Source organism: Sorangium sp. So ce1036 (genome assembly GCF_051369805.1).
Taxonomy (GTDB): Bacteria; Myxococcota_A; Polyangia; order Polyangiales; family Polyangiaceae; genus Sorangium; species Sorangium cellulosum_F.
Window position 1 is genome coordinate 3,430,345 of record NZ_JBBMOX010000001.1, and the last position, 25,541, is coordinate 3,455,885.

A 25,541-nucleotide genomic window follows, 5' to 3' on the forward strand; every position below is an offset into this window, starting at 1 on the left:
TCCCTCTCCCCCTCAGATCAGCGTCGTCAACGCGCCTCGCAAGAAGTCCCGCGCCACGACGACGTCGTGCACCTCGTCCGGCCCGTCGGCGATGCGCGCGGACCGCGCGAGGCGGTACCACATCGCGAACGGCATGTCCTCGCTGTACCCGAGCGCCCCGTGCATCTGGATCGCGTCGTCGAGCACCTGGCAGAGGAGCCGCGCGACGTGGTTCTTCGCCATCGAGGAGTAAGGCCGCGCCTCCTTCTCCTCGCCCCGCTCGAGCATCGCCGCGCAGTGCAGCGTCATCAGGTTGCCGGCGTGCAGGCCGGACGCCGCGTCCGCGAGCTTCTTCTGGATCATCTGGTGGTGCGCGAGCGTCTTGCCGAAGCTCTCCCGCGTGAGCACGTACTCGCGGCACATCGCGAGCGCGCGATCGGCCCAGCCGAGCCAGCGCATGCAGTGCGTGAGCCGCGCCGGCACGAGGCGCCGCTGCGCCAGGAGGAAGCCCTCGCCGACGCCGCCGAGGACCGCCTCGTCGCCGACGCGCACCCCGTGGAAGCGCATCTCGGCCTCGCGGTGCGCCAGCACCGGCGGGCTCATCACCGGGATGTCGCGCACGTGCTCGACGCCCTCGGCGTGGCGATCCACCACGAACATCGTCGCCCCGGTGCGGGGATCCTCCGAGGTCCGCGCCATCACGATGAGGAACGCCGCCTCGCCGCCGCCGGTCGTGTACCACTTGTGGCCGTCGATCACCCAGCCGCCGTCGACCCGGGCCGCCCGCGTGCGCAGGTTCGACGGATCGGCGCCGGCGCCGGGGGCGGGCTCGGTCATCGCGAAACCACTCGTGATCTCGGCCCGGGCGAGCGGCGCCAGGTACTTCGCGCGGATCGCGGGCGAGGCCGCCTTGAGCAGAAGATCCATGTTGCCCTGATCCGGCGCATCGCAGTTGAAGCAGGCCGCGCCGAGCGGCGAGCGGCCCATCTCGCGAAAGACCGCGCACATGCCCATGATGCCGAGCCCCAGGCCGCCGTGCTCCACGGGCAGGTGCGGCACGAAGAGCCCCTCGGCCCGCGCGCGCTCGCGGAGCGCCGTCAGCGTGTCCTTCCGTCGCTCACGATCCTCCTCGTGGATCCGCGCCTCGTTCGGTATGACGTGCTCGTCGACGAACGCGCGCACGCGACGGCGGAGATCGGCCAGCTCGGGGGGCAACTCGAACGAGATCGTCACGGCGGCAGTATAGGAGGCGGGCGCCCTGCGTGATAGGGTCGGACGTGCGATGACGCTCACCCCGCCGAGCAGCACCCGCGCGCCCCGCGAGGCGCACCGGATCGACGAGGCGGCCCTCGGCCGCTGGCTCGCCGAGCACGTCGAGGGCTGCGCGGGAGGCACCGTGACCGTCGCCCAGTTCAAGGGCGGCCAGTCGAACCCGACGTACTGGGTGGGCGTCCACGGCGGGGCGGGCGGCGATCTCGAGCTCGTCGTGCGAAAGAAGCCACCCGGCAAGCTCCTTCCGTCCGCGCACGCCGTCGAGCGCGAATACCGGATCCTGCGCGCGCTCCGCGACACCGACGTGCCCGTGCCGGACGCGCTCGCCCTCTGCGAGGACGACGCGGTGATCGGCACACCGTTCTTCGTCATGCGGTACGTCGCCGGGCGGATCTTCTGGGATCCGACCTTGCCGGACGTCGGGACCGCCGAGGAGCGCCGCGCGATCTATGCCGACACCATCCGCGTGCTCGCGGCGCTCCACCGCGTCGACTTCGCCGCCGTGGGGCTCGCGGATCACGGCAAGATCGGCGGCTTCGTCGCGCGACAGGTCGACCGCTGGTCGAGGCAGTACGAGGCCTCGCGCACGGGCGAGGTGCCGGCCATGGAGGCGCTCAGGCGCTGGCTGTCCACCAACGTCCCGGCGAACGACGAGACGACGCTCGTCCACGGCGATTACCGGATCGACAACCTCGTCTTTTCATCCGGCTCTCCCCCCGAGATCCTCGCGACGCTCGACTGGGAGCTCTCGACCCTGGGACATCCGGTGAGCGACCTCGCGTACGCCTGCATGGGGTACCGCATCAACCTCCCCGGTCGCGGCGGCCTCGCCGGGGTCGATGTCGCGTCGCTCGGGATCCCGACCGAGGACGAGATGGTCGCCGCCTACTGCAAGCTCTCCGGTCGCGACGACATCGAGGCGTGGCCGTACTTCATGGCCTTCGGCATCTTCCGCCTCGCCGCGATCGCCCAGGGGGTCTACAAGCGGAGCCTGCAGGGCAACGCGAGCTCCGAGGACGCCGGCGCGTACGGCGCGGCCGTGACGATGCTCTCCGAGCTCGCCTGCGGGATCGCGGGGATCTCGCCGCGCTGAACCGCTGTTGCCGGGCTCACCGGGGCCCGCGACCTGGACGAGCGGCGCGGAGAGAGGCGGCGCTGGAGACGCGAGTGACCGCCATTTACGGCGCCTGTCCGGGCGTGTATAGGACGCGCCGCCGGATCGGGACACACGCAGCCTCATGAGTTCTCTGCCCCTCACGGTCCGCTCTCGACTGCTGATCCTGACCGCCGCGCTCCTCTGGTCGACCGGCGGCGCGGGGATCAAGCTGATCTCCCTCAACGCATGGCAGGTCACCTGCGGCCGCTCGCTCATCGCGGCGCTCGTGCTGGGCCTCGCGTTGCCGGGCGCCCGCCGACTCCCGACGTGGCGCACCCTCGGCGCCGCGGCGGCGAGCGCGGCGACCATGGTGCTGTTCGTGCAGTCCACCAAGCTGACCACGGCCGCGAACGCCATCTTCCTGCAGTCCACCGCCCCGCTGTACGTGCTCCTGCTCAGCCCCTGGCTGCTCCGCGAGCGCCCCTCGCGCGGCGAGAAGCTCGCCGTTCCCGTCTTCGTCGCCGGAATGGGGCTCTTCTTCCTCGACCAGCTCTCGGCAGGACAGCTCCTGGGCAACGCCCTCGCGCTCGTGTCCGGGGTCATGTTCGCGCTGGCGCTCGTCGGGCTCCGGGCGGCCCAGGACGAGAACCCCGTGGTGCTCCTCTGGGGCAATCTCCTCGCGGGGCTCGGCACCCTGCCGCTCGCGCTGGGCAGCGCGGCCCGGCCAGGAGCGCTGGACGTCGGGCTCCTCGTGTTCCTGGGCGCGGTGCAGATCGGCCTGTCCTACGCCATCTTCGGCCGAGGCGTGCGCCACACGCCGGCCCTCGAGGCCTCCCTCCTGGTGCTGGTGGAGCCGGTGCTCAACCCGGTGTGGGCGCTCCTCCTCGTCGGCGAGCGGCCCGGGGTCTGGTCGATGGTGGGCGGCGCCGTCATCCTCGGCGCGACCGCCTGGCGGACGGTGCAGGCGTCGCGCCCGGCGGCCGCGGGGGCATGAGAGGCCAACGCCGGTCGCTCGCCCTCAGCGCGCCGTCGGATCGTTGACGCGCCCCGCGAAGAGGATCGCTTCCGTCGCCAGGTCCCTGATGAAGAAGAAGAACGGGCGGTCCACGACGATCTCCGCAGGCTCGGGGGCGCCCCCGCCCGTGACCTCGAAGAGGACCGCTGTCGCCGCCGCCGCCTCGGTCCCGGCCTCGTCCACGTCGATGAGCGCCTCGTGAATGACGTCCTGGATATTGAGCTCGCCTTCGGCGATGATCCCCTTGAAATCGGCGTCGGGGCTGAAGGCGACCCCCATGCCGAGCGTCTGGAGCGCCTCTTTGAGCGAGGCGGACGAGCGGAACGAGAACCTCGGCATCGTGATATCGACCGACCGCTGCTGCATCGAGTCGAGGAGCTCCTCGAGCGCCGCGCCGTCGAGCAACTCCTCGAACGCGTCCGCGGTCCCCGGATCGGGCATCACGACGACCATCGAGACGGGGGTCCCCGCATAAGGGAGCTCCACCGCTTCCCAGCCGTCGCCGGCGCCGTGGCGTGTCTCCTGCGTGCCGCGCATCATCTGGGCGGTGACGCTCGTGCCGTCGGCGCGCTCGAACGCCCCGGGCTTGGTCGCCTCCTCCTTGAACGGCTCGCTCCACGCCGCCTTGAAGGAGATCGCGTTGACGAGGACGAGCCGCGTGAGCGGCTCCACGTTGCCGTCGAGGAGCTTCGGGATCAGGCCGTCCGTCCGGTCGCTCACCCACGTGTTGATGAGGCCCTCGGCCTCCTCCGCGTTCGTGAAGTCCGCGAGCCGCACGGGCGCCCCGTAGCTCTCGACGAGCACCTTCAAGAACGGCTGCTGCAGCGTGAGCTCGAGCTGCGACCAGAGCGCGTTGGCCGTGCGGAGCCGGAAGCCGCCTCCCTCCCTGGTGCTCTCGGCGCGCTTCTGGAGCTCGAGGTCCACATGGTTGAACGCCGGATGCAAGCGGTCCTCCGGCAGCTCGAAGCGCATCGCCTTGGCGATCGCCTCCTTCGTGTCGCCGCGCGCGCCCGCGTAGGACATCGCGAGCGCGGTCGAGACGCTGAACGGCGAGTAGACGAGGTTCTTCGTCGCGCCGTCGAGGGCGCGGCCGAGGTCGAGCGCGAAGCTCGCGTTGTTGCGCGCGAGCGACTCCCGATCTTCCGCCGGGACGTCCGGAGTCGTGATGCGCTCCGCGTCCGAGGCCACCACGCAGCCGGGCTTCACCTCGAAGCACTCGGCGGGGGCCGCGGTCGAGCCGCCCCCGCCCTGGTTGGAGCCCCCCTCACCCTGATGCGAGCCGCCCCCGCCCGTCTCGCCGCCCTGGTTCGAGCTGCTGCACCCCACAAGAGCCCACATGAGCATTGCTGCCAAGCCGATGGTCGTTCTCATGAGGCTGAGTCGTAGCAGGCTGCGTGCCAGAGAGTGTGGCACAGAGACTTCTCGCTGAGATGGTATCTATGTCTCTGGTTGTGCCAAGTCGAGGCAGGGCGTTCGCTGCGGATTGTGCCACGATGAGTCGTGGCACGATCTCAGGGCGCTGTCGGATCGTTGACGCGTCCCGCGAAGAGGATCGCCCCCGTGGGCACATCGCGGATGAAGAAGAAGAAGGGGCGGTCCAGGACGATCGTCGCAGGCTCGGGGAGGGGGCCTGCGCCCGAGGCGCTGACGGCGAGGACGACCGCCGTCGCCGCCGCCGCCTCGGTCCCGGCCTCGTCCACGTCGATGACCGCCTTGTGAATGACGTGCTGGATCTGCATCCCTCCTGGCTCGCGATAGATGCCCGTGAAGTCGGCCTCCCCGCTGAACGCGATCTCCATGCCGAGCTCGCCGAGCGCCTTGTTGAGCGAGGCGGACGAGCCGAACGAGAACTTCGGCATCGTGATGTCGACCGACCGCTGCTGCATCGAGGCGATGATCTCCTCGAGCGCCTCGCCGTCGAGCCACTCCTCGAACGCGTCCGCGGTCCCCTCGGCGGGCATCACGAGGAACATCGAGACGGGGACCCCCGCGTAAGGGAGCTCGACCGCCTCCCAGCCGTCGCCCGCGCCGTGGCGCGTGTCCTGCGTGCCGCGCATCATCTGGGCGATGACGCTCATGCCGTCGCCGCGCCGGAAGCTGTCGGGCTTCGTCGCGCGCTCCGAGAACGGCTCGCTCCACGCGGCCTCGAAGGAGATCGCGTTGACGAGCACGACCCGCGACTCCGGGTCGAGGACGTCCTCGAGGAGCTTCGGGATCTTGCCCTCGGTCCGGTCGCTCACCCACGCGTTGATGAGGCCCTCGGCCTCCGGCGGGCGATCGAAGTCGGCGAGCCACACGTGCGCTCCGTAGTTCTCGCCGAGCGCCTGCAAGAACGGCTCCTCGATCGGATAACCGATGTGCGACCAGATCGCGTTGGCGGTGCGGAGCCGGAAGCCGCGCCCCGTCGTGTCGTCGGGGTCCCCGGCGCGCCCCTGGAGCTCGAGGTCCACGTGGTTGAACGCCGGGTGCAGCCGCTCCTGGGGCAGCTCGAAGCGCATCGCCTTGGCCATCGCCTCCTCCGTGGCGCCCCGCGCGCCCGCGTAGGCCATCGCGAGCGCGGTCGAGACGCTGAAGGGAGCGTAGACGACGTTGTCCGCCGCGCTGCGGAGCGCGCGCCCGAGGTCCAGCGCGAAGCTCGCGTTGTTGCGTGACAGCGACTCCAGGTCCTCCGGCGGGACATCCGGGGTCGTGATGCGCGTCGTGTCCGAGGGCAGCATGCAGCCGGGCTTCACCTCGAAGCACTCGACGGGGGCCGCGGTCGAGCCGCCGCCGCCCGGGTTCGAGCCGCCGCCGCCCGGGTTCGAGCCGCCGCCGCCCTGGTTCGAGCCGCCGCCGCCCTGGTTCGAGCCGCCGCCGCCCTGGCTGGAGCCGCCGCCGCCCTGGCTGGAGCCGCCACCGCCAGCACCCGCGCCCTGATCGGCGCCGCCCCCTCCCGCATTCCCGCCCTCGTTCGGGCCGCATGCCAGAAGAGCCGATACAAACATTGCCAAGAAGCCCATCGTCGTTCGCATGACGCCGGGCATGTGCAGGCTGTGTGCCAGCGCGTCTCCGCGCGGAAATCGCGACGTCGCTCGAGGCGTGTGCCATGCAGCGCCAGCGGCGCCAGCCATGGAGTGCCCCACGATGCGCTGAATGAGCGGATATCACGGCTCGAGACGGGGTGTGCACGGCGTTGAGCCGGATTGGGCCACCCTGGCCGAGGTCGCTCAGGAGGCCGGGGGCGCGCGCTCGGGCGAGGCGAGGCCCGGGCTCGCGGCGTCAGGCGCCGCAGCCGCCGGCCGCCGGGATGTCGCGGATACGTCCTGGAGCCGCCCGAGCGGCGCGAGCTCCGCCGCGGCGATGTGCCCCAGCGACCCGGCGTATTCCTCGGGCTCCCGCACGTCGACCAGCCGCACGTCGCAGCCGTGCGCCGCGACCCATTCCGGCGGCACCTCGGGCGTCCCCGTCGCCGTCCGGGTCACGGGCGCCCAGGCGCGCTCGGGCTTCGGCTCGCCGGTCATCGTCTCGCGGTCGGGCGTCCCGCACTGCAGGTTCGCCGGGACGGCGATCTCCATCTGCTTCGGCTTCGCGAGGTGGAGCTCGCTCATGATCTTCACGAACTGCTCCTCGGTCCGCTCGCTGCGGAGGCGCGGATTCAGCCGGAGCTCCTCGGCGACCGTCGTCACGGTCCGCCCCTTGTAATCGTGGGCGGGGTAAAGGCGCGTCTCCGGGGGCAGCGTGAAGATCTGCTCGCGCACGGAGCGATAGAGCTTCCGCGGATCGCCCTGCTGGAAATCGGTCCGCCCGCAGCTCCGGATGAGCAATGCGTCGCCCGTGAAGGCCATCGACCTGTCCGCGGTGACGTAGGTGACGCAGCCGTCGGTATGGCCCGGCGTCTCGCGGACCTCGAGCGCCTGACGGCCGAACCGGATCACGTCGCCCTGCTTCACCGGTACATCGGCGCACGCCACGCTGGCCTTGGCCGAGAGCACGGTCTTGCTGCCCAGCCGGCGGCGGAGGATGCTCGCGGAGGTCACGTGATCGGCATGCACGTGCGTGTCCAGCGTATAAACGAGCTTCAGGCCGAGGTCGCTCAGCAGCTCGATGTCCCGCTCGACCTGATCGCGCACCGGGTCGATGAGCACGGCCTCGCGGGTCTCGGGGTCCGCCAGCAGATAGGTGTAGGTGGACGAGGTGGGATCGAAGAGCTGTCGAAACAACATGGGAACTACCTCCCGGGACGTCGAGCCCCGAATGGACACGATCACCGCACGCGCGGTGATGGGGCGATCGCGCGCTTGCGGACAGCGCGAGCTCAAGGCGTATGGCCGCCTCGCCGCATCGTTGCGATGACCGTGCCAGAGGCCTCGGGCGGCATGGCGAGAGAGCCCCGCCCCATCGCCGGCGCACGGGCTGCATACGCGCGCAATCCCCGCGTCCTCATGGAGGAGACCAGGCCGCGATCCCGCAGGCCGCGCCGCCGAGCTCCGGATCACGCGCCCCCGTGAATCGCGCCGTGGTGCACCCTCCCTCGCTGCGCGCCGCCTCGTCGCGCGCGCGGAGCGCGCGTGATGTCCGCGATGGGTACATCGCTTGCACGTCGCCGCGAGAGGGAGATGGGACGTCATGAAGAAGGTGCGAGAGATCGGGTTGGTGGCGGGGATGGCGCTGGCGCTCGCGGGGTGCGCGGCCCAGCCGGGCGCGGGCGTGGCGACGGCCGGCGGCGGGGCCCACGCGGGCTGCGCCCGCGAGGGATGCGCGGGCAAGGAGCGGGCGTCGTGTGCCTGCTGCAGCGGCCACGGCAGAGGTCACCGCGGCCCGCCGCGCCACGGGAACGGAGGCGAGGGCCGAGGGATGCACGCGGGCCACGGGGGGATGGCCGGGATGGGGCGCCACGGCGGCGGCGCGCACCTCGGCATGCACGGCGCGGGGCCGCACAGGGGCGGAGACGGCACGGGCGCGCCCGGTGGACACGGGCCCATGGGCGGCGACCCCGCGGGCTCGTCGGACAGGGAGCTGTTCCATTACCTGCTCGATCACCGCGGGCAGATTCGCCGGCAGGTCACGATGCTGCCCGACGGCGTGGAGACGCTGACCGAATCCGATGATCCGGCCGTGGCGCAGGGGATTCGCGATCACGTGCAGGCGATGCGCCGCCGCATGGAGGAGCGCCGCCCGATCCACGCCCGAGATCCGCTGTTCGCCGCGATCTTCGCCCACGCCGACCGGATCGCGATGACCACGACCCCCACCGAGAAGGGCGTCCGCGTGAAGGAGACCTCCACGTCACCCGAGGTCGTCCGGTTGATTCAGGCCCACGCGACCGTGATCGACGCCTTCCTCGCGAACGGGCACGCCGAGGTGCGCCGCGACCACGCCGCGCCGGCGGCGAAGCCCTGATGGAGCCCGCGAGGGGGCGTCCACCGGTCGACGCCGCCGGTCACCGTCAACAGATCCGCGGGAGCTGCTCGCCCGAGAGCATGTCGAGCACCCGCTCGCCGCCGAGCGCGCCCTCGAGCACCACCGTCCCCGGGGGCTCCGAGGTCGCGCGGCCGATGCGGCGCGCCCCCTCGCCGCCAGGGGTCGCGCGCAAGATCGCGAGCGCCCGCTCGCCGTCCGCCTCCGGGACGAAGGCCACGAACCGCCCCTCGCAGGCGACGTAGCACGGATCCAGGCCGAGCAGCTCGCAGGCGTCGGCCACCGCCGGCCGCACCGGGATCGCCTCCTCGGCCACGCGGACGCCGATGCCCGCGGCGGAGGCGATCTCGCACAGGACCGTCGCCAGCCCGCCGCGCGTCGGATCGCGGAGGCAGCGGACGTCGACGCCCGCCCGGATCAGCGCGAGCACCGCGTCGGCCACGGGCGCCGAGTCGCTCACCAGATCGGTCTCGATGCCGATCCCCTCGCGCGCGGTCATGACCGCGACGCCGTGATCGCCCACCGGCCCGCTGACCAGCACGACGTCGCCGGGGCGCACCCGCTCCGGCGCGATCGGCGCGCGGCTCTCGACCTGGCCCACGCCGGTGACGGCGATGTACACCCCGTCGCCCTTGCCGCGCTCGACCACCTTGGTGTCGCCCGCCACGACGGCGACGCCCGACCGGCGCGCCGCGCCCGCCATCGAGGCCACGATGCGCCGGAGTTCGTCGATCGGGAGCCCCTCCTCGAGGACGAACGACGCCGTGAGGTAGCGCGGCCGCGCGCCGCACATGGCCAGATCGTTGACCGTGCCGTGCACCGCGAGGCTGCCGATGTCCCCGCCGGGGAAGAACAGCGGGCGGACCGTGAACGCGTCCGTGGTGAGCGCCAGCGCCCCGCTGCCCGGGTCGATCACCGCGCCGTCGTGGCCCGCGGCGAGCCACGGGCTGTCGAACGCCGCGACGAAGAGCTCGCGGATCAGGCGGTGCATCACCCGGCCGCCGCCGCCGTGCGCCAGGACGACGCGCGGGTAGTCGGAGCAGGGCAGGGGGCAGGTGAGGTCGGGCGCGTCGCTCACGGGAGCTCCTCGCCGGGCGCGCGGCGCGCCCGGCGGTACCTGAAGTACGCGGCGCAGGCGCCCTCGGTCGAGACCATCGGGGCGCCGAGCGGCCTGTCGGGCGTGCAGCCGCGGCCGAACTCGGGGCACGCGGTCGGCTCGAGCAGGCCCTGCAGCACCTCGGCGGCCCGGCACCGGCCGGGCTCGTCCAAGGGAGCGAGGCGCAGCGAGAAGCGCCGCTCGGCGTCCCATCGGGCGTAGGCCTCCCGGATCCGCAGGCCGCCGGCCGGCACCACGCCGAGGCCGCGGAAGGGCCGATCCGCCGGCTCGAAGACCCGGGCGACCATCTCCCGCGCCGCGGGGTTGCCCTCGTCCGGCACGGACCGGGCGTACTGGTTCTCGACCTCGGCGCGGCCCTCCTCGAGCTGGCGGACGAGCATCCAGAGGCCCTGCAGGATGTCGAGCGGCTCGAAGCCGGTCACCACGATCGGCACGCCGAAGCGCGCGGCGATCGCCGGGTACTCGCCCGTGCCGGCGACGGCGCACACGTGCCCGGCGGCGAGGAAGCCCTGCACGCGGCACGAGGGCGAGGCGAGGAGCAGCGCCATGGCCGGCGGCACGCGGACGTGGGCGGCGAGGAGGCTGAAGTTGCCGAGATCGAGGCGCCGCGCGAGCTCGGCGGCCATGGCCGTGGCCGGCGCCGTGGTCTCGAAGCCCACGCCGAAGAAGACCACGTGCCGATCCGGCGAGGCCTGGGCGAGGCGGACGGCATCGAGCGGGGAGAGCACCACGCGCACGTCCGCGCCGCGCGAGCGCGCCTCGAGCAGGTCGCCGCGCGCGCCGGGGACGCGGAGCATGTCGCCGTAGGCGCAGAGGATGACGCCCGGCGTGAGCGCGATGGCGCGCGCCGCCTCGATGACCTCCAGCGGGGTGACGCACACGGGGCAGCCGGGGCCGTGGACCAGCGAGAGGCCGCGCGGGAAGAGCGCGTCGAGGCCGTAGCGCGCGATGGCGTGGGTCTGCCCGCCGCAGACTTCCATCACGGTCCACGGGCGGGTCACGGCGCGGTCGAGGGCCTCGGCCACGCGCCGCACGCGCGCGGGGTCGCGGAACTCGTCGACGTACCTCACGGCGCGGTCTCCGCGAGGAGCTCGAGCGTGCGGCGCGCGGCCTCTTCGTCGAGGCGCTGGATGGCGAAGCCGACGTGGACGAGGAGGTAGTCGCCCGGGCGCGCGTCCGGGGTGAAGGCGAGGCAGACCTCCTTGACGACGCTGCCGAAGTGGACGCGGCCTACCGGGAGGCCGGTGGGGCCCTCGGCGCGATCGAGCAGGCGGCCAGGGACGGCGAGGCACATGATCAGCGCGCCGATCTTGGCAGAGAAGCGAGGTGGCTCGCCACCCAGGCCTGGCCGAGCGCGAGCCCTCCATCTCCCGGCGGCGCCGCCGCGGGCAGGAGCACCGAGAGGCCGCGCTCGCGCAGCGCGCGCGCCGCGCCCTCGGCCAGGAGGACGTTCTGGAAGCAGCCGCCCGCGAGCGCGACGACGCGGGCGCCGTGCCGGACGGCGACCTCGACGATCATCGCGATCAGCGTCGCGTGGAACCGGGACGCCACCCGGCGCGCGTCGCCGCGCTCGGCCAGCATCGGCGCGAGCATCGGCGCCCAGTCGATCGACGGCCCGTCGACGCGGAACGGGTACGGCTCGGCGCCGGGCTCGGCCGCGTGCTCCACCGCGAGCGCCGCCTGCCCCTCGAACGACGCGCGCGCGCGGAGGCCCGTGAGCGCGGCCACCGCGTCGAACAGCCGCCCCGCGCTGCTCGTCCGGGGCGCGAGGCGGGCCGAGCGCGCGACCGCGGCGAAGCGCCCGAGATCGCGGTCGCCCCCGGGCAGCGGGAGGCCGGCCTCGACCAGGAGGCCGGCGAGCGCCCGCCGCCCGTCGCGCGCGGCGGCGTCGCCGCCCGGGAGCGGGAACGGGCGCAGGTGCGCGAGGCGGCGCGCGCCGCGCGGCGTGACGTGGAGGAGCTCGCCGCCCCAGATCGTCCCGTCGTCGCCGAGCCCGGCGCCGTCCCACGCGACGCCGAGCGCCTCGCGGCCGCCGTGCTCGGCGAGGCACGCGGCCACGTGCGCGTGGTGGTGCTGCACCCGGACGACCGGCAGCCCCGAGCGCTCCGCCCAGCGCGTCGAGGCGTAGTCCGGGTGGGCGTCGGCCACCACCGCGGCGGGGTCGAGGGCGAGGAACGCGCGGAGCGCCGCGAGCGCCTCGTCGAGGGCGTCCCGCGCCGCCTGCGTGTCGAGGTCGCCGACGTGGGGCCACAGCACCGCCTCCCCGTCGACCGCCGCGGCCGGCGCGTTCTTGAGGTGCGCGCCCGCACAGAGCAGGGCGCGGCCGACCGAGGTTGAGGTCGAGGTCGCCCCGACCGAGGTTGAGGTCGCCCCGACCGAGGTTGAGGTCGCCCCGACCGAGGTTGAGGTCGCCCCGACCGAGGTTGAGGTCGCCCCGACCGAGGTTGAGGTCGCCCCGACCGAGGTTGAGGTCGCCCCGACCGAGGTTGAGGTCGCCCCGACCGAGGTTGAGGTCGCCCCGACCGAGGTTGACCCGAGTGCGACCCGGACGGGCGCGAGGCCGCGGGCGAGCCGCAGCGTGCGGACGCGGCCGTCGACCACGTGCACCACGGCGTCGTCGCACCGGCGCGCGATGGGCCGGTCGTGGGTCAGGAACACGTCGGCGATCCGTCCGAGGCGGCGCCGCGCGTCCTCGTCGTCCGCGGCGATCGGCTCCTCGTGGAGGTTGCCGCTGGTGGTCACCACCGGGAACCCGAGCCGCCGCGCGAGCAGGTGGTGCAGCGGCGTGGCCGGGAGCATGACGCCGAGCCGGGCGCTGCCGGGCGCGACCGAGCGCGCGAGCCCGTCGCCGCGCCGGCGCAGCAGGACGATGGGCGCCGCGGCGGAGGTGAGCGCCTCCTCCTCCCGCGCGGAGACGGCGGCGAGCGCCCTGGCCGCGGCGACCTCCGCCACCATCACCGCGAACGGCTTCTCGGCGCGCCGCTTGCGCTCGCGCAGCCGCTGGACCGCGGCCTCGCCCCGCGCGTCGCAGAGGAGCTGGTAACCGCCGAGCCCCTTGAGCGCCACGATGCCGCCGCGGCGGATCGCCTCGCACGCCTGGGCGAGCGCGTCGTCGCCCCCGGCGAGCCGCGCGAACGCCGCGTCGCGGAGGGTGAGCGCGGGCCCGCACGCCGGGCACGCGATCGGCTGGGCGTGGTAGCGCCGGTCGGCCGGGTCGTCGTACTCGAGCCGGCACGCGGCGCACATCGCGAAGCGCGCCATCGTGGTGCGCGGCCGGTCGTACGGCAGCGCCTCGACGATCGTGAAGCGCGGGCCGCACGCCGCGCAGCTCGTGAACGGGTAGCCGAGGCGCCGCGCCCCCGGATCCTCGACCTCCGCGAGGCATCCCTCGCACGCGCGCAGATCCGGCGGGATGGTCAGCCTCGGCGCGCCGCCCGGGTCGCTCTCGTCGATGCGGAAGCCGCGCGCGCCGCGCGGCGCGACCGCGGCCCACGCCACGCGATCGATCCGCGCCGCCGCGGGCGCCTCGGCCTCGAGGCGCCGGGCGAAGGCGTCGAGCCGCTCCCGGTCGCCCTCGACCTCGACCACGACCGCGCCCCCCTCGTTGCGCACCCCGCCGGCGAGGCCCAGCTCGCGCGCGAGCCGCGCCGCGAACGGCCGGAAGCCCACCCCCTGGGCGACCCCCTCGACGCGGCCGCGGCGCCGTTCCATCAGCCCGCCGGGCCGGCCGCGCCGGCCACGTCGATCGACACGAGCTCGACCCCGGCCGGGCGCTCGGGCGCGACCTCGACATGGAGCGCGACGTCGCCCGCGGAGAGCTCCGCGCGGACGTGCTCGAAGTCCTCGCGGAAGTGCTCCGGCGTGGCGCTCGCGAGCGCGCCGAGGCGCACGTGCACCCCGCGGAGGCGCCCGCCACGGCGCTCCGCCTCGGCGAGCGCGCGGGCGAGGAGCCGCTGGATCAGCCCGTGCTCGTGCATGACTCCCTCCTCAGCGCCGCCACCGCGGCGCGCGCGGCCTCGATCAACGCGGGGATGCCCTGCGCCACGGCGTCCGAGTGCGGCGCGCCCGCGGTGAAGCGCGCGCCCTCGATGCCGACGAGGATGCCCCGCGGCAGCGGCCGGCCGAGGGCGCGCGCGAGCTCCAGGGCCTCGGCCGGGCCGAAGCCGTGCGACGAGACGTGCGGCCCCGGCGCGGCGCGGTCCAGCGCCTCGCCGAGGCCCAGCGACACGATCGCGCCCGGCGCCCCGCCCGCGCGCACCACGTCGAGCAGCACCACCGGCCGCGCCGCGTCGAGCAGATCGAGGAGCGCGACCCCCGGCCTGCCGGCGAGCACCACGTCGACGCCGCCGTCCTGCGCGAGCGCCCGCGCGGCGGCGAGCGCGGCGCCGTCGTCGCCCGCCGCCTCGTTGCCGAGCGCGATCACGAGCGGCCCCCCGCTCACGGCGACCCCCCCTCGCGGTCGATCGTGAGCTTCAGGAAGTGGGTCGAGCACGAGATGCACGGGTCGTAGGCCCGGATGAGCTGCTCGCAGCGCCGCGTCGCCGCGCCGTGATCGAGCGCGAGCAGCTCCCCGGCGATCCCCACGAGGTCCCGCTCGATGCGGGCCTGGTTCTGCGAGGTCGGCGGCACGATGCGCGCCTCCCGTACCAGCCCGTCGGCCCCCATCGCATAGCGGTGCCAGAGCAGCCCCCGCGGCGCCTCGGTCGCGCCGAACCCCACGGCGTCGCGCGGCGTCACCTCGTCGTAGGGGCGGTCCGGCTCCTCGTAGCCGTCCACCAGGTCGAGCGCCTCGGCGAGCGCGTGGACGATCTCGACCGCCCGGACGATGATCGACCGGAACGGGTTCGTGGTCAGGGATCCCGGGGCCGAGAGCCCGCTCTCGCGGAGCGCCTCGGCGGCCCGCGGGTGGAGCTTGTCCGTGTGGTGGGCGAGCCGCGCCATCGGGCCGCACAGGTACGGCGAGCCGTCGGCCAGCCGGCACTGGAGCGCGGTCGAGTGCGGCACCTGGCGCTCGACGAAGTGCTGCTCCCACTGCTCCACGGGGACGTCCGGGCGGCCGGTGATCGCGATGCGGTCGCCCCACTCGAGCGGGTAGGCGTCGCCGCCGGCGAGCGCGACGAAGACGTAGTCCTGCTCGAAGTCGGGCGCCGGGAGCGCGGCCGTCCAGCGCACCGCCTCGATCGCCTGGTCGCACGCGCGGCGGAGATCGTCGCGGATCCGGGCGAGCTCGCGCCGCCTCGGCGCGCGGGTGAAGCCGCCGAGGCGCGGCGACACCGGGTGGATCGCGCGCCCGCCGAGCAGCGCGACGAGCGCGTTGCCGACCTTCTTCATGGCCAGCCCCCGCTCGACCACGTCCTTGTGGTCCTTCGCCATCTCGATCGCGCTCGGGTACCCGAGGAAATCCGGCGCGTGCAGCAGGAACACGTGGAGCGCGTGGCTCTCGATCCACTCGCCGCAGTAGAGCAGGCGGCGCAGGCGGCGGACGGGCTCGCTCGGGGCGAGGCCCAGGGCGCCCTCGATCGCGCGCACCGCGCTCATCTGGTACGCGACCGGGCAGATGCCGCAGATGCGCGCGACGATGTCGGGGACCTCGTGGATCCCGCGGCCGCGCAGGAGCGCCTCGAAGAAGCGCGGCGCCTCGAAGATCGCGAGGCGCGCCTCCTCGATCGCGCCGCCCCGCGCGCGCAGGTAGAACGAGCCCTCGCCCTCCACGCGGGTGAGCACGTCGACCTTGTAGACCCGCTCCTCAGCGCTCATGCCGCTCGCTCTCCTCGCGGAAGGCCTCGGCCCACCCGTTGATCCCGCGGAACCTCCGCAGCGCCTCCTCCGGCACCATCCCGTGCGCGATGAACCAGCCGGCGAGCGAGCCGGTGTTCGCGCGCTCGCGCGGGCCGAAGCACCCGTAGCAGCCGCGATCGTAGCTCGGGCACAGGGCGCCGCAGCCCTCGTGGGTCACCGGGCCGAGGCACGGCTCGCCCTTCGCCACCATCACGCAGACGTTGCCGCGCCGCTTGCACTCCATGCACACGCTCTCGTTGCGGAGGGCCGGGCGCCGGCCGACGAGGGTGGCGGTGATGAGCTCGAGGAGCTGCGCCTTGTCGATGGGGCAGCCGCGGAGCTCGAAGTCCACGGGCACGTGGGCGGAGACCGGCGTCGAGGTCGCGAGCGACCGGATGTACTCCGGCCGGGCGTAGACCGCGCGCAGGTACTCCTCGGCGTCGGCCCAGTTGCGCAGCGCCTGGATGCCGCCGGCGGTCGCGCAGGCGCCGATGGTGACGAGCCGCCTCGCGCGCGCCCGCAGGCGGTGCACGTGCTCGAGCTGCTCCGGCGTGGAGACCGACCCCTCGACGAGCGCGAGGTCGAACGGGAGGCCGTCGTCGGGGCGCGACGTCGCCTCGGCGAACCGCACGATGTCGACCGCGCCGGCCACGGCGAGCAGCTCGTCCTCGCAGTCGAGGAGCGTGAGCTGGCAGCCGTCGCAGGAGGCGAGCTTGAACACGGCGAGGCGGGGGCGGCGCGGGGACGTCATGGGGCGCTCAGAACCCTTCCCTTCCGAAGAGCAGGGAGAGCCGGTCGTAACGGAAGACCGGGCCGTCCTTGCAGATGAACCACGGGCCGTACTGGCACCGCCCGCAGAAGCCCGCGGCGCACTTCATGTGCCGCTCCATGGACACGTGGATGCGGTCGGCCGGGACGCCCGCGGCCGCGAGCGCCTCGATGGTGAAGCGCATCATGACCTCGGGGCCGCAGAGCAGGTACGTCCCGTCCTCCGGCAGCGCCTCGCGGCGCAGGAGGCGCGTCGCCACGCCGACGTGGCCGCGCCAGCCGGGGCCCGCGCGATCGACGGTGACATCCATCCGGAAGCTCGGCCGGTCCACCCAGCCGAGCATCTCGCGCACGAAGAGGATGTCGTCGGGCGTGCGGGCGCCGTAGAAGAGCCGCACGCTCGGGTAGTCCTTCGGCCGGTCGAGCATCGCGCGGATCGCGCCGCGGAGCGGGGCGAGCCCGATGCCGCCCGCCACCACGACCACGGGCCGGCCCCGCGCCTCGTCGAGCGGCCACGCGGTCCCGTACGGCCCGCGGAGGCCGAGCTCCTGGCCCGCGGCGAGCTCGACGAGCGCGTGCGTCGCCGCGCCGACGTCGCGGATCGTGTGCTCGAGGGCGTCGTCGTCGGCGCCGGAGATCGAGATCGGCACCTCGCCGATCGCGGGGAGCGAGAGCATCATGAACTGCCCCGGCGCGTGCCGGATCGGCGCGGCCGGGGTGATGTGGAGCGTCACGACGTCGGCCGTCTCCCGGACGACCGCGCTGACCACCGCGGGCGTGGGGACGAGCGCGTCCTCGGCGGCCGCCGCGGGCGGGCGGTGCGCCGGCAGGGCGGCCGGCGCCCGGGCGTCCGCGCGGATCGCGGCGACCTCCTCGGTGATGTCGATGCCCACCGGGCACCAGGCGATGCACCGCCCGCACCCGACGCAGCCCGACACGCCGAACTGCGGCACCCACGACCCGACCTTGTGGGTGAGCCACTGGCGGTAGCGATCCTTGAGGGTGGGGCGGAAGTTCTGCCCGTGGATGGCGGCGTGCTCCTCGGAGAAGCACGAGTCCCACGTGCGGACGCGGGTGGCCTCGGCGCCCGAGAGGTCCGACGCGTCGTGGGCCGACGAGCAGAAGCAGGTCGGGCAGACCAGGGTGCAGTTGCCGCACGACAGGCAGCGCGCGGCCACGTCGTCCCAGCGCGGGTGGTCGAGGTTGCCGAAGAGCAGGTCGGGCAGGCCGTTCATGTCCATGGCGCGGCCCATCCGGCCGCGGGCCTCGGCCGTGCCCTGCTCGAGGCGGTCGACCTCGGCGAGGGTGGCCGGCCGCGTGGGGAGGCGCTCGAGCAGGGCGCGCCCGCGCTCGGAGCCCGCCTCGACGAGGAAGACGTCCGTGAGCTCGGTCAGCGTGAGGTCCGCGCCGTGATCGACGCGCGGCCCGGTGCCGGCCGACGCGCAGAAGCAGAGATCGCCCGGCTCGAGGCAGTTGACGCCGACGAGGAACGCGCGGCGGCGGCGCGCGGCGTAGCGGGGCTCGATCGCCGGGCCCTCGGCGAAGATGCGGTCCTGGACCTCGATGGCGGCGAGCTCGCACGCGCGCACGCCGACGAACGCGTACGGCGGATCGGCGGGGAGGACGGGGGTGAAGCCGACGCGGCCGTCGGGGCGGCGCGTCGCCTCGTAGAGCCGCTCCTCTGGCGGGAAGAGCAGGTTCTTCCAGGAGTGGGGCCCCACCACGAAGCCGAAGCAGGCGTCGTCGCCGCGGCGCACCAGGCGGTAGCGCCCGGGCGCCTGCTCGTCGCGGACGCCGATCGGCAGCTCCGACGGGCCCTCGATCGTGTCGTACACGATGGCGCCGTCGCGCACGGTCGGCCCGACGACGCGGTAGCCCTCGGCGCGGAGCGCGTCGAAGAGCCGGCCGAGATCGCCGCGGGCGAGCACGACCGGCCGCGCCACGCCAGGCTCGCCGGGCGGCGCCGCCGTCGTGGGCGCCGGGACGGGGGCCGCGTCGGTCATGCCCCTTGCTCCTTGCCGAACATGTCCATGAGCTGGAGCCTGGTGTCATGCAGGCGCTGCGCCAGGACGGCCGCGAGCTGCCGCATGACCGCGTAGCCGACGTCGTGGTCGGCCTCGCACAGGTCGCGCAGCGCGCGGCCCGGCAGGCGCAGCAGCGACGCCGCCTCGGTGACCCGCGCGCTGGCGACGCGGCGGCTGCCCTCGAACATCGCCGACCAGCCCACGAGCTCGCCCGGGCCGAGCGACAGGACGGTCACGTGGCGCGCGTCGCCGAGGCGCATGCTGAGCGACACGCGCCCTTCGAGGGCGAACAGGACATCGGCGGACGGATCGGACTCGCGGAAGAGGATCGAGCCCGCGGCGTGCTCCTCGATGACGGCGAGGGCGGCGACGCGGCGGAGCGACGCCTCGCCGAGGCCCGCGAACACGGAGAGGCGCCCAACGACGGCGGGGTCGACGGATCCCTGGCTCATGACGCCGCCATTGTGCATCCCGGGGCGGCCGCGTGGCCATCCGGACATTTCCTCACCTCGCGGGCTCGCCCCCGGCCCCTCACCGCGCCGCCCCCGCGCCCGCGCCCGCGCGCTGCTCGACCTCGTGCACGCGCAGCGTCGTGCGGACGAACGCGTCGGCGCTGAGGCTCAGCGAGTCGATCCCGCGCTCCACGAGGAACGCCGCGAAGTCGGGGAAGTCGGACGGCGCCTGCCCGCAGATGCCGACCTTGCGACCGGCCGCGTGCGCCGCTTCGATGAGGTGCGCGCAGGCCCACTTCACCGCCCCGCTGCGCTCGTCGAAGAGCGGGGCGACGGTCGCCGAGTCGCGGTCGACCCCGAGGATGAGCTGCGTCAGGTCGTTCGAGCCGATCGAGAAGCCGTCGAAGCGGCGCGCGAACTCCTCGGCGAGCAGGATGTTCGACGGGATCTCGGCCATGACGTAGACCTCGAGCCCGCGCTCGCCCCGCGCGAGCCCGCCCGCGCGCATCGCCTCGAGCACGCGGTCGCCCTCCTCGGGCGTCCGGCAGAACGGGATCATCACCTTGAGGTTGGTGAGGCCGAACTCCTCGCGCACCCGCTTGACCGCGGCGACCTCCAGCAGGAACCCCTCCTTGTAGCCCGGGTGGTAGTACCGGCTCGCCCCGCGCCACCCGAGCATCGGGTTCTCCTCGCTCGGCTCGAACCGCGCCCCGCCGAGCAGCCGCGCGTACTCGTTCGTCTTGAAGTCGCTGAACCGGAGGATCACCGGCCTCGGCCAGAAGGCCGCCGCGATCGTGCCGATGCCCTGCGAGAGCCGGTCGACCAAGAACCACGTCTTGTCCGCGTAGCCCGCGGTCGCGCGGTCGACCTCGCGCTGCACGGAGGGGGCGAGCGTCGCGTACCGGGTGAGCGCCAGCGGGTGGACGCCGACGTAGCTCGCGAAGATGAACTCCATCCGCGCGAGGCCCACGCCGGCGCTCGGCAGGAGCGACAGGTGGCTCGCCTGCTCCGGGTTGCCCACGTTGAGCATGATCTGCGTCCGGGGCCGCGGCAGCGCCGCCGGATCGATCTCCTGCAGGTCGTACGCGAGCTTGCCCCGGTAGACGATCCCGGCCTCGCCCTCGGCGCACGAGATCGTGACCTCCGCGCCCTCCGGGATGGTCCGGGTGGCGTCGCCCGCGCCGACCACGGCGGGGAGCCCGAGCTCGCGCGCGACGATGGCCGCGTGGGAGGTCCGCCCGCCCCGCTCGGTCACGATGCCGGCCGCGGCCTTCATGATCGGCTCCCAGTCCGGATCCGTCGTCTCGGTGACCAGGATGTCGCCGGGCTTCACCTCGCCGATCTGCCGCGGATCGCGCACGATCCTCGCCCGGCCCGCGGCGATGCTCTCGCCGATCGCGAGCCCTGTCGCGAGGCGCTCGCCCTTCTCCTTGATGTGGTAGAGGCGCACCCGGGGCGCCTTCCGCTGGCTGTGCACGGTCTCGGGGCGCGCCTGCACGACGAAGAGATCGCCGCTCCGCCCGTCCTTGGCCCACTCGATGTCCATCGGCGTGTCCTCGCCCCGCGCGCGCGCGTAGTGCTCCTCGATGAGCGCGGCCCAGCGCGCGAGCGTGAGGACGTCGTCGTCGCTGAGCGACCAGCGCGCCCGCTCCTCGTCCGGGACGCGGACGTTCTTCACCTGCCGGTTCCCCTCGTCGTACACGAGGCGGATCTCCTTGGTCCCGAGCGTCTTGCGGACGAGCGGGCGGAAGCCCTCGCGCAGGGTCGGCTTGTGGACGTGGAAGAGATCGGGCACGACGCGGCCCTGCACGACGCTCTCGCCGAGGCCGAGGCTCGACGAGACGAGGATCATGCCGCGGTGGCCGCTCTCGGTGTCGAGCGTGAAGATGACGCCCGCGCTCGCGAGGTCGGCGCGGACCATCTTCTGCACGCCCACGGAGAGCGCGACGCCCTCGTGGTCGAAGCCCATGTCGAGGCGGTAGCTGACCGCGCGCGGGGTGAAGAGGCTCGCGAACGCCTTCTTGACGGCCTCCACGACGAAGACCGCGCCGCGCACGTTGAGGAAGCTCTCCTGCTGGCCGGCGAAGCTCGCGTTGGGCAGGTCCTCGGCGGTGGCCGAGGAGCGCACCGCGACGTCGGTGGCGTCCTCGCCGTAGCGCTGGGAGAGCGCGCGGTAGCTCGCGACGAGCTCGTCCTCGAGGTCGCGCGGGAGCGGGGCCCCGAGCATGAGCTCGCGGATCCGGGCGGTCTGTCGCACGAGATCGTCGACGTCGTCCTTGTTGATCCCGGCGAGCGCCTCGCGGATGCGCGCGCCGAGGCCGGCGCTCGCGACGAAGTGCCGGTAGCCCTCCGCGGTGACGGCGAAGCCGGCGGGCACGTTCACGCCGAGCGGCGTGAGGTTCCTGAGGAGCTCGCCGAGCGAGGCGTTCTTGCCGCCCACGAGGGGAACATCGTTCATGGCCACGTCTTCAAGGCGTCGAATCCAGCGCATGCCCGGCGGCCAAGCATCGCCCGTGCCGGGGTGGGGACCCACGCGATCGCGCCCGGTCACGCGCCCGTGGCGAGGGCAGGCCTGCGCGGCAACGAGAGGGAGCCAGGGGGCGAACGACGTGCGCCGGCGTGCAGCCGCTGCGCGGGGAGCTCCGGGGAGCGGGGAGAGCCGGGTGGAGCGGGCGGAGCCGGCGGGAGCGGCGCGGGCGGCGCAGGCGGCGCAGGCGGCGGGGAGGGGCGCCTCGCCGGGCATGCGCCTGGGATTGGCATGGCGGCTGCGATGGATCCCTTGGGATCGCGCTCCCGCCGCACGGCGCGGGCGCGGCGCAGGAGACAGGGATGACCTCGGCATGTCGTGGGCAGATCGCAGCGCGCCGCCGCGCGGCGTCCTCGTCGGGGGGCGGGCGCCCGATCGGTTCAGGGCGCCGGGCCTCCGCGTGGTGGCGCTTCGCTGCCGCGTGGCTCCTCGCCCTCCTCGCGACCCTCGCCCTCGCCCCGCGCCGCGCGGGCGCGGAGGAGGCGCCGGCGCCGGAGCGGCCGGACATCGAGCTCTTCTCGCGACAGGGCTGCCCCCGCTGCGCCGACGCCAGGGCCTTCCTGGACGAGCTCGCCGCGGAGCGGCCCGCGCTCAGGGCGACCGTCCACCCGGTGGACGTCGACGCGGCGGCGCGGGCCCGGCTCAGGACGCTGGCCACGCGCCACGCGGTGCGCGTGCCCTCGGTGCCGGCGTTCTACTTTCCCGCGCGCGATCGGCTGGTCATCGGCTTCGAGGATCGGGAGACGAGCGGCCCGAGGCTCCGCGCGATCCTCGACGGGGGCGAGCCGGCGGGGGCCGCGGACCCGGAGGCGGCCGCCTGCTCGGCCGAGGAGGCCGAGCCGTGCGAGGGCGCCGCCGGCGCGCCGGCGCTCGCGGCGGACGAAGTCGAGACGGGCGCGCTCGGGCGGGTCAGCGCGTCCCGCCTGGGCCTGCCGCTCTTCACGGTCGTGCTCGGGCTGCTGGACGGCTTCAACCCGTGCGCGATGTGGGTGCTCCTGTTCCTGCTCTCGATGCTCGTCCACCTCAAGAGTCGCAGGAAGATGGCGCTCATCGCGGCCACCTTCGTGGTCGTGAGCGGCCTCGCGTACTTCGCCTTCATGGCGGCGTGGCTGAACGTGTTCCTCCTCATCGGCCTGTCGCGGGGCGTCCAGATCGCCCTCGGCGTGATCGCGGCGGTCGTCGGCGCGATCAACGTGAAGGAGTTCTTCGCGTTCAAGAAGGGCATCTCGCTCACGATCCCCGAGCGCGCGAAGCCGGGGATCTACGCGCGCGTCCGGGCCATCCTGCGCGCGGAGCACATGGCGGGGGCGCTCGGGGGCGTGATCGTCCTGGCGGTGCTGGTCAACACGGTCGAGCTGCTGTGCACCGCGGGCTTCCCCGCGGTCTACACGCAGATCCTCACGATGCAGGGGCTCCCCGCGTGGCAGCACTACGCCTACCTCGCGCTCTACAACGTCGCCTACATGGCCGATGACGCGGTGATGGTGACGATCGCGGTCGTCACGCTGGGCCACCACAAGCTGACGGAGCGCGGTGGCCGGGTGCTCAAGCTCGTGAGCGGCGTCGCCATGCTGGGCCTCGCGGTGACGCTCCTCTTCAAGCCGGATCTCCTCGCGTGACGGCGGGGGCGCGCCCCGAGGCCCGCTCCGCGAGCCGCGCGTCGGCGCGCCGGGGGGGCCCCTATCCCGTGGCGTGCTCCCTCGAGGAGGGGGCCGCACGGGTCACGGTGCGGGAGCGGGTGGAGCCGCTCGCAAGTCGGAGCGGCGATCCGCTCCCTCGCGTCCGGGGGGCGAGGGGCCGAACGCCTACCTCGTCGACAAGGCGCTGCGGAGCGCCGCGCGGGTCGAGGCCCTGAGCGCCCGCGCGCTCGTCTCGCTGCGCGTGGCGGCGCGCGTCGGCGACGAGGAAGTGCACGTGCCCAGCTACGACACGCGGAGCGCGGCCGCGCCGGTGTTCCTGAAGCCCGAGCCCCGCCCAGCGCCTGCCGCGCCGCCGCCCGATCGATGTCCTCGAGTGCCCAACTTGCAAGGGACGGATGAAGCTCGTCGCCATGGTGACCGAGCCAAGGAACATCGCCCGCTTCCTCTCCGCGCTCGGCGAGCCGACCGATGTTCCAGCACGCTCTCCCAGCGTCCACGCGGCGGCCACCGTACTGGAAAAGCACCGCTCTGCGCCGCAAGGCGCTCGGTGACCCCGCATAGCGTCTCGTGACGCGCCTCCCGGGCCAGACCAACGCCCGGACGGGCACGTGTGCCCACGGCACGCCGATGCGCCCCGTAGCGCGCTCGGCGCCGCCCGGACCACGCTCTTTCGACCCAGGATCGAGCCATCACGACGCTCCCGGTCCACCCTTTCGGTTTGCTGCGCTACGCTTCCTCGCGCTGCGATCCGGCTTGATTGGCCTGCGCGCTGTACACCGTCTCGGCGGCGGGCGGCGGCTCCGGCGCGCGCGGCTCGCCGAGGCTGGGCGCGGGGCCGCAGGCGGCCAGCAGGAGGGCCGCGCCGGGGGCGCAGCGCAGGCCAGAGCGCCGTCGGGGGAGGGGGCGTTCGCGGTACCCATGCGGGGGAGGGGGCCACAGGGAGCGCGGCGCCTGGTGGCGGGGGCTCGGCTACGAATACCTCGAGGGCATCCGGACCTACGCCTTGATCCTGGGCGCCGTGTAGTCCTACCGCCTGTTGCTGATGCGGCTGCAGGGCGAGGCCCCGCTGCTCGGTCCGCCGGAGCCGCCGGCCTGAGCCCGGGTCGCTACGGTATTCCATGGCCGAGCGGTGGCGCGGTTGCCGCATCCGCGCCGCTCGAGATCATGGCGTGCTCCTCGCGCAGCGAACTCCGACGGTGCTCACCGCGGCCGGTGGATCGTCGTAGTAATTCCGGTTCGCGGCCCGCAGGTTCGTGGCGTCGTGCGAGAAGATGCCGCTCCGGATCGCGCGCCGCCCGCCGACGACGACGTTCGCGCAGTCGTCGCAGACGCTCCCGGCTCCCGAGTACCAGCTGGGATCCCACTTGTCGAGGTTCCACTCGGCCACGTTGCCGCCGAGATCGCGGTGTCCCCATCGCCCGACGTCCGCCGACATCGTGCCCACCAGGGCGATGTCCGTCAGCGCACAGCCTGGCGTGTTATCGCCGCCGCAGGCGTAGGCAACGAGCTCGGGTCCGCCGGGCAACGACCCTCCCCAGGGGTAAAGCCGATCTTCACCCCCACCGGCGGCCGCGTACTCCCACTCCGCCTCTGTCGCCAGATACCCACCGTCCCATACGCAGAAGGCGAACGCCTCGTACCAGCTCACGCGGTTGATCGGCCGGTTCTCATTCTCGCCCGGCGAATCGGTCCACGTCTGGTACATCTCGTCGCACTTCAGGTTGCTGATGAGGCCCGCCTGCGAGCTCGGGAGCGCGGTGTTCCACGCGGCTTGCCAGCCGCTGCCGGCGATCAGCGGATGGCTGCCGGCGCCGATCGCCGGCGGGGTGCCGTCGAACGCGCGCACGAAGTTGCGGAAACGACCGATCGACACCTCGAAGACGTCAAGGTGAAAGTCCGAGACCATCGCCGTGTGCTCAGGGAGTTCCGGAGCGTTGCCGCGGGGAGCATAGTCCGTATCGCCGATGGTGGTGCTTCGGCCCATGAGGAAGCTGCCGCCCGGCACGAGCAGGCTTGCGCAGCACGAGATGCCCCCACAATCGAGGCTGCCCGCGCAGGAATCGCCGTCGGGAGCGGACACACCGCCCGCGCCGCCGCCTCCCGAAGCGCTCCACGAGCCGCCGGCGCCGCCCTCCCCGCCGGCGCCGCCCTCCCCGCCGGCGCCGCCCTCCCCGCCGGCGCCGCCCTCCCCCGAGGGGCTGCACGAGGCGCAGCTCGCCGAGTGGTGCGAGGCCGCGCTGGAGGCCCTGGGCGGGCCGGCTAAGCCCGGGCACCGCTCGGCCCCGTCGCGGCGCGTTCGGGAGCTGGAGAGGCAGCTACGGCGCAAAGACAAGGCGGCGGCCATCCTGGTGCTCCAAAAAAAGCCCAGGCTATCTGGGGGGACGGGGACGACGACACGGACGCGGAGACCGACAGGTGACGCTCGAGCTCATCGACGAGGCCGTCCGTAGCGGCGCCAGGCTCGCGGCGGCCTGCC

At 74.0% G+C, this 25,541-nt stretch carries 21 protein-coding genes and 1 pseudogene; 5 read left to right on the forward strand and 17 right to left on the reverse strand.

Annotated elements, in window-relative coordinates; translation table 11 throughout:
• Window positions 1–12: 12 nt before the first annotated feature.
• On the reverse strand, window positions 13–1,212 hold the full coding sequence (locus WMF31_RS13205) for an acyl-CoA dehydrogenase family protein (RefSeq protein ID WP_436602276.1): 1,200 nt from the start codon (window positions 1,210–1,212) through the stop codon (window positions 13–15).
• A gap of 49 nt (window positions 1,213–1,261) precedes the next feature.
• On the opposite strand from WMF31_RS13205, the gene WMF31_RS13210 reads away from it, so the two are divergent.
• The gene (locus tag WMF31_RS13210; protein ID WP_129350021.1) at window positions 1,262–2,344 is read left to right on the forward strand and encodes a phosphotransferase; all 1,083 of its coding nucleotides are present in this window, start codon (window positions 1,262–1,264) and stop codon (window positions 2,342–2,344) included.
• A 145-nt stretch (window positions 2,345–2,489) separates the two neighbouring features.
• Complete coding sequence (locus tag WMF31_RS13215) at window positions 2,490–3,341, forward strand: DMT family transporter (protein WP_436602277.1); 852 nt, start codon at window positions 2,490–2,492, stop codon at window positions 3,339–3,341.
• Window positions 3,342–3,365: 24 nt separating this feature from the next.
• Here WMF31_RS13215 and WMF31_RS13220 read toward each other — a convergent pair whose 3' ends face one another.
• The 3 genes from WMF31_RS13220 to WMF31_RS13230 all read right to left on the reverse strand — a co-directional run bounded on the left by WMF31_RS13220 (window position 3,366) and on the right by WMF31_RS13230 (window position 7,564).
• Window positions 3,366–4,733 (reverse strand): serpin family protein, encoded by a 1,368-nt coding sequence (locus WMF31_RS13220; protein ID WP_436602278.1) that lies wholly within the window; start codon window positions 4,731–4,733, stop codon window positions 3,366–3,368.
• A 140-nt stretch (window positions 4,734–4,873) separates the two neighbouring features.
• Entirely contained in the window at window positions 4,874–6,346 is a 1,473-nt protein-coding gene (locus tag WMF31_RS13225) for a serpin family protein (protein WP_436606552.1), read from the reverse strand.
• Window positions 6,347–6,568: 222 nt separating this feature from the next.
• Window positions 6,569–7,564, reverse strand: coding sequence for an MBL fold metallo-hydrolase (locus WMF31_RS13230; RefSeq protein ID WP_436602279.1), 996 nt, complete (start codon window positions 7,562–7,564; stop codon window positions 6,569–6,571).
• A 403-nt stretch (window positions 7,565–7,967) separates the two neighbouring features.
• Between WMF31_RS13230 and WMF31_RS13235 the strand changes: the two genes are divergently transcribed.
• Window positions 7,968–8,741 (forward strand): hypothetical protein, encoded by a 774-nt coding sequence (locus tag WMF31_RS13235; protein WP_436602280.1) that lies wholly within the window; start codon window positions 7,968–7,970, stop codon window positions 8,739–8,741.
• Between the two features lie 46 nt (window positions 8,742–8,787).
• Here WMF31_RS13235 and hypE read toward each other — a convergent pair whose 3' ends face one another.
• The 12 genes and pseudogenes from hypE to ppsA form a co-directional block, all read right to left on the reverse strand.
• A complete protein-coding gene (gene hypE, locus WMF31_RS13240; RefSeq protein WP_436602281.1) occupies window positions 8,788–9,837 on the reverse strand; it encodes a hydrogenase expression/formation protein HypE in 1,050 nt (349 codons plus the stop codon).
• Entirely contained in the window at window positions 9,834–10,946 is a 1,113-nt protein-coding gene (gene hypD / locus WMF31_RS13245; protein WP_436602282.1) for a hydrogenase formation protein HypD, read from the reverse strand. The genes hypE and hypD overlap by 4 nt, the downstream gene beginning before the upstream one ends.
• Complete coding sequence (locus tag WMF31_RS13250; RefSeq protein ID WP_436602283.1) at window positions 10,943–11,170, reverse strand: HypC/HybG/HupF family hydrogenase formation chaperone; 228 nt, start codon at window positions 11,168–11,170, stop codon at window positions 10,943–10,945. Before WMF31_RS13250 ends, hypD begins: the two co-directional genes overlap by 4 nt.
• 2 nt (window positions 11,171–11,172) lie before the next feature.
• Window positions 11,173–13,587 carry a Kae1-like domain-containing protein gene (locus tag WMF31_RS13255; protein WP_436602284.1) on the reverse strand — a complete coding sequence of 805 codons (2,415 nt, stop codon included), beginning with the start codon at window positions 13,585–13,587 and terminating at the stop codon, window positions 11,173–11,175.
• A complete protein-coding gene (locus WMF31_RS13260) occupies window positions 13,587–13,853 on the reverse strand; it encodes a hydrogenase/urease maturation nickel metallochaperone HypA (RefSeq protein ID WP_129349994.1) in 267 nt (88 codons plus the stop codon). The genes WMF31_RS13255 and WMF31_RS13260 overlap by 1 nt, the downstream gene beginning before the upstream one ends.
• Window positions 13,835–14,317, reverse strand: coding sequence for a hydrogenase maturation protease (locus WMF31_RS13265; RefSeq protein ID WP_436602285.1), 483 nt, complete (start codon window positions 14,315–14,317; stop codon window positions 13,835–13,837). The genes WMF31_RS13260 and WMF31_RS13265 overlap by 19 nt, the downstream gene beginning before the upstream one ends.
• Window positions 14,314–15,633, reverse strand: a complete 1,320-nt coding sequence (locus WMF31_RS13270) for a Ni/Fe hydrogenase subunit alpha (protein WP_436602286.1) — start codon at window positions 15,631–15,633, stop codon at window positions 14,314–14,316. The genes WMF31_RS13265 and WMF31_RS13270 overlap by 4 nt, the downstream gene beginning before the upstream one ends.
• Window positions 15,623–16,405, reverse strand: a complete 783-nt coding sequence (locus WMF31_RS13275; RefSeq protein ID WP_436602287.1) for an oxidoreductase — start codon at window positions 16,403–16,405, stop codon at window positions 15,623–15,625. The genes WMF31_RS13270 and WMF31_RS13275 overlap by 11 nt, the downstream gene beginning before the upstream one ends.
• A 7-nt stretch (window positions 16,406–16,412) precedes the next feature.
• Window positions 16,413–17,102: an FAD/NAD(P)-binding protein gene (locus WMF31_RS13280; protein WP_436606553.1), complete on the reverse strand. Its 690-nt coding sequence runs from the start codon at window positions 17,100–17,102 to the stop codon at window positions 16,413–16,415.
• A 153-nt stretch (window positions 17,103–17,255) separates the two neighbouring features.
• Window positions 17,256–18,425: pseudogene (locus WMF31_RS13285) on the reverse strand (4Fe-4S dicluster domain-containing protein); the annotation flags it as partial.
• Window positions 18,422–18,898, reverse strand: a complete 477-nt coding sequence (locus WMF31_RS13290; protein WP_165373332.1) for a Crp/Fnr family transcriptional regulator — start codon at window positions 18,896–18,898, stop codon at window positions 18,422–18,424. The pseudogene WMF31_RS13285 and the gene WMF31_RS13290, both read right to left, overlap by 4 nt.
• Window positions 18,899–18,977: 79 nt before the next feature.
• Window positions 18,978–21,389, reverse strand: coding sequence for a phosphoenolpyruvate synthase (gene ppsA / locus WMF31_RS13295; RefSeq protein ID WP_436602288.1), 2,412 nt, complete (start codon window positions 21,387–21,389; stop codon window positions 18,978–18,980).
• Window positions 21,390–21,727: 338 nt separating this feature from the next.
• On the opposite strand from ppsA, the gene WMF31_RS13300 reads away from it, so the two are divergent.
• Together WMF31_RS13300 and WMF31_RS13305 are read left to right on the forward strand one after the other, a co-directional pair.
• The gene (locus WMF31_RS13300; RefSeq protein ID WP_436602289.1) at window positions 21,728–23,044 is read left to right on the forward strand and encodes a glutaredoxin domain-containing protein; all 1,317 of its coding nucleotides are present in this window, start codon (window positions 21,728–21,730) and stop codon (window positions 23,042–23,044) included.
• Between the two features lie 416 nt (window positions 23,045–23,460).
• Window positions 23,461–23,616, forward strand: a complete 156-nt coding sequence (locus WMF31_RS13305; RefSeq protein ID WP_436602290.1) for a hypothetical protein — start codon at window positions 23,461–23,463, stop codon at window positions 23,614–23,616.
• A gap of 611 nt (window positions 23,617–24,227) precedes the next feature.
• Here WMF31_RS13305 and WMF31_RS13310 read toward each other — a convergent pair.
• Window positions 24,228–25,409, reverse strand: a complete 1,182-nt coding sequence (locus WMF31_RS13310; protein ID WP_436602291.1) for a formylglycine-generating enzyme family protein — start codon at window positions 25,407–25,409, stop codon at window positions 24,228–24,230.
• Window positions 25,410–25,541 lie beyond the last annotated feature (132 nt).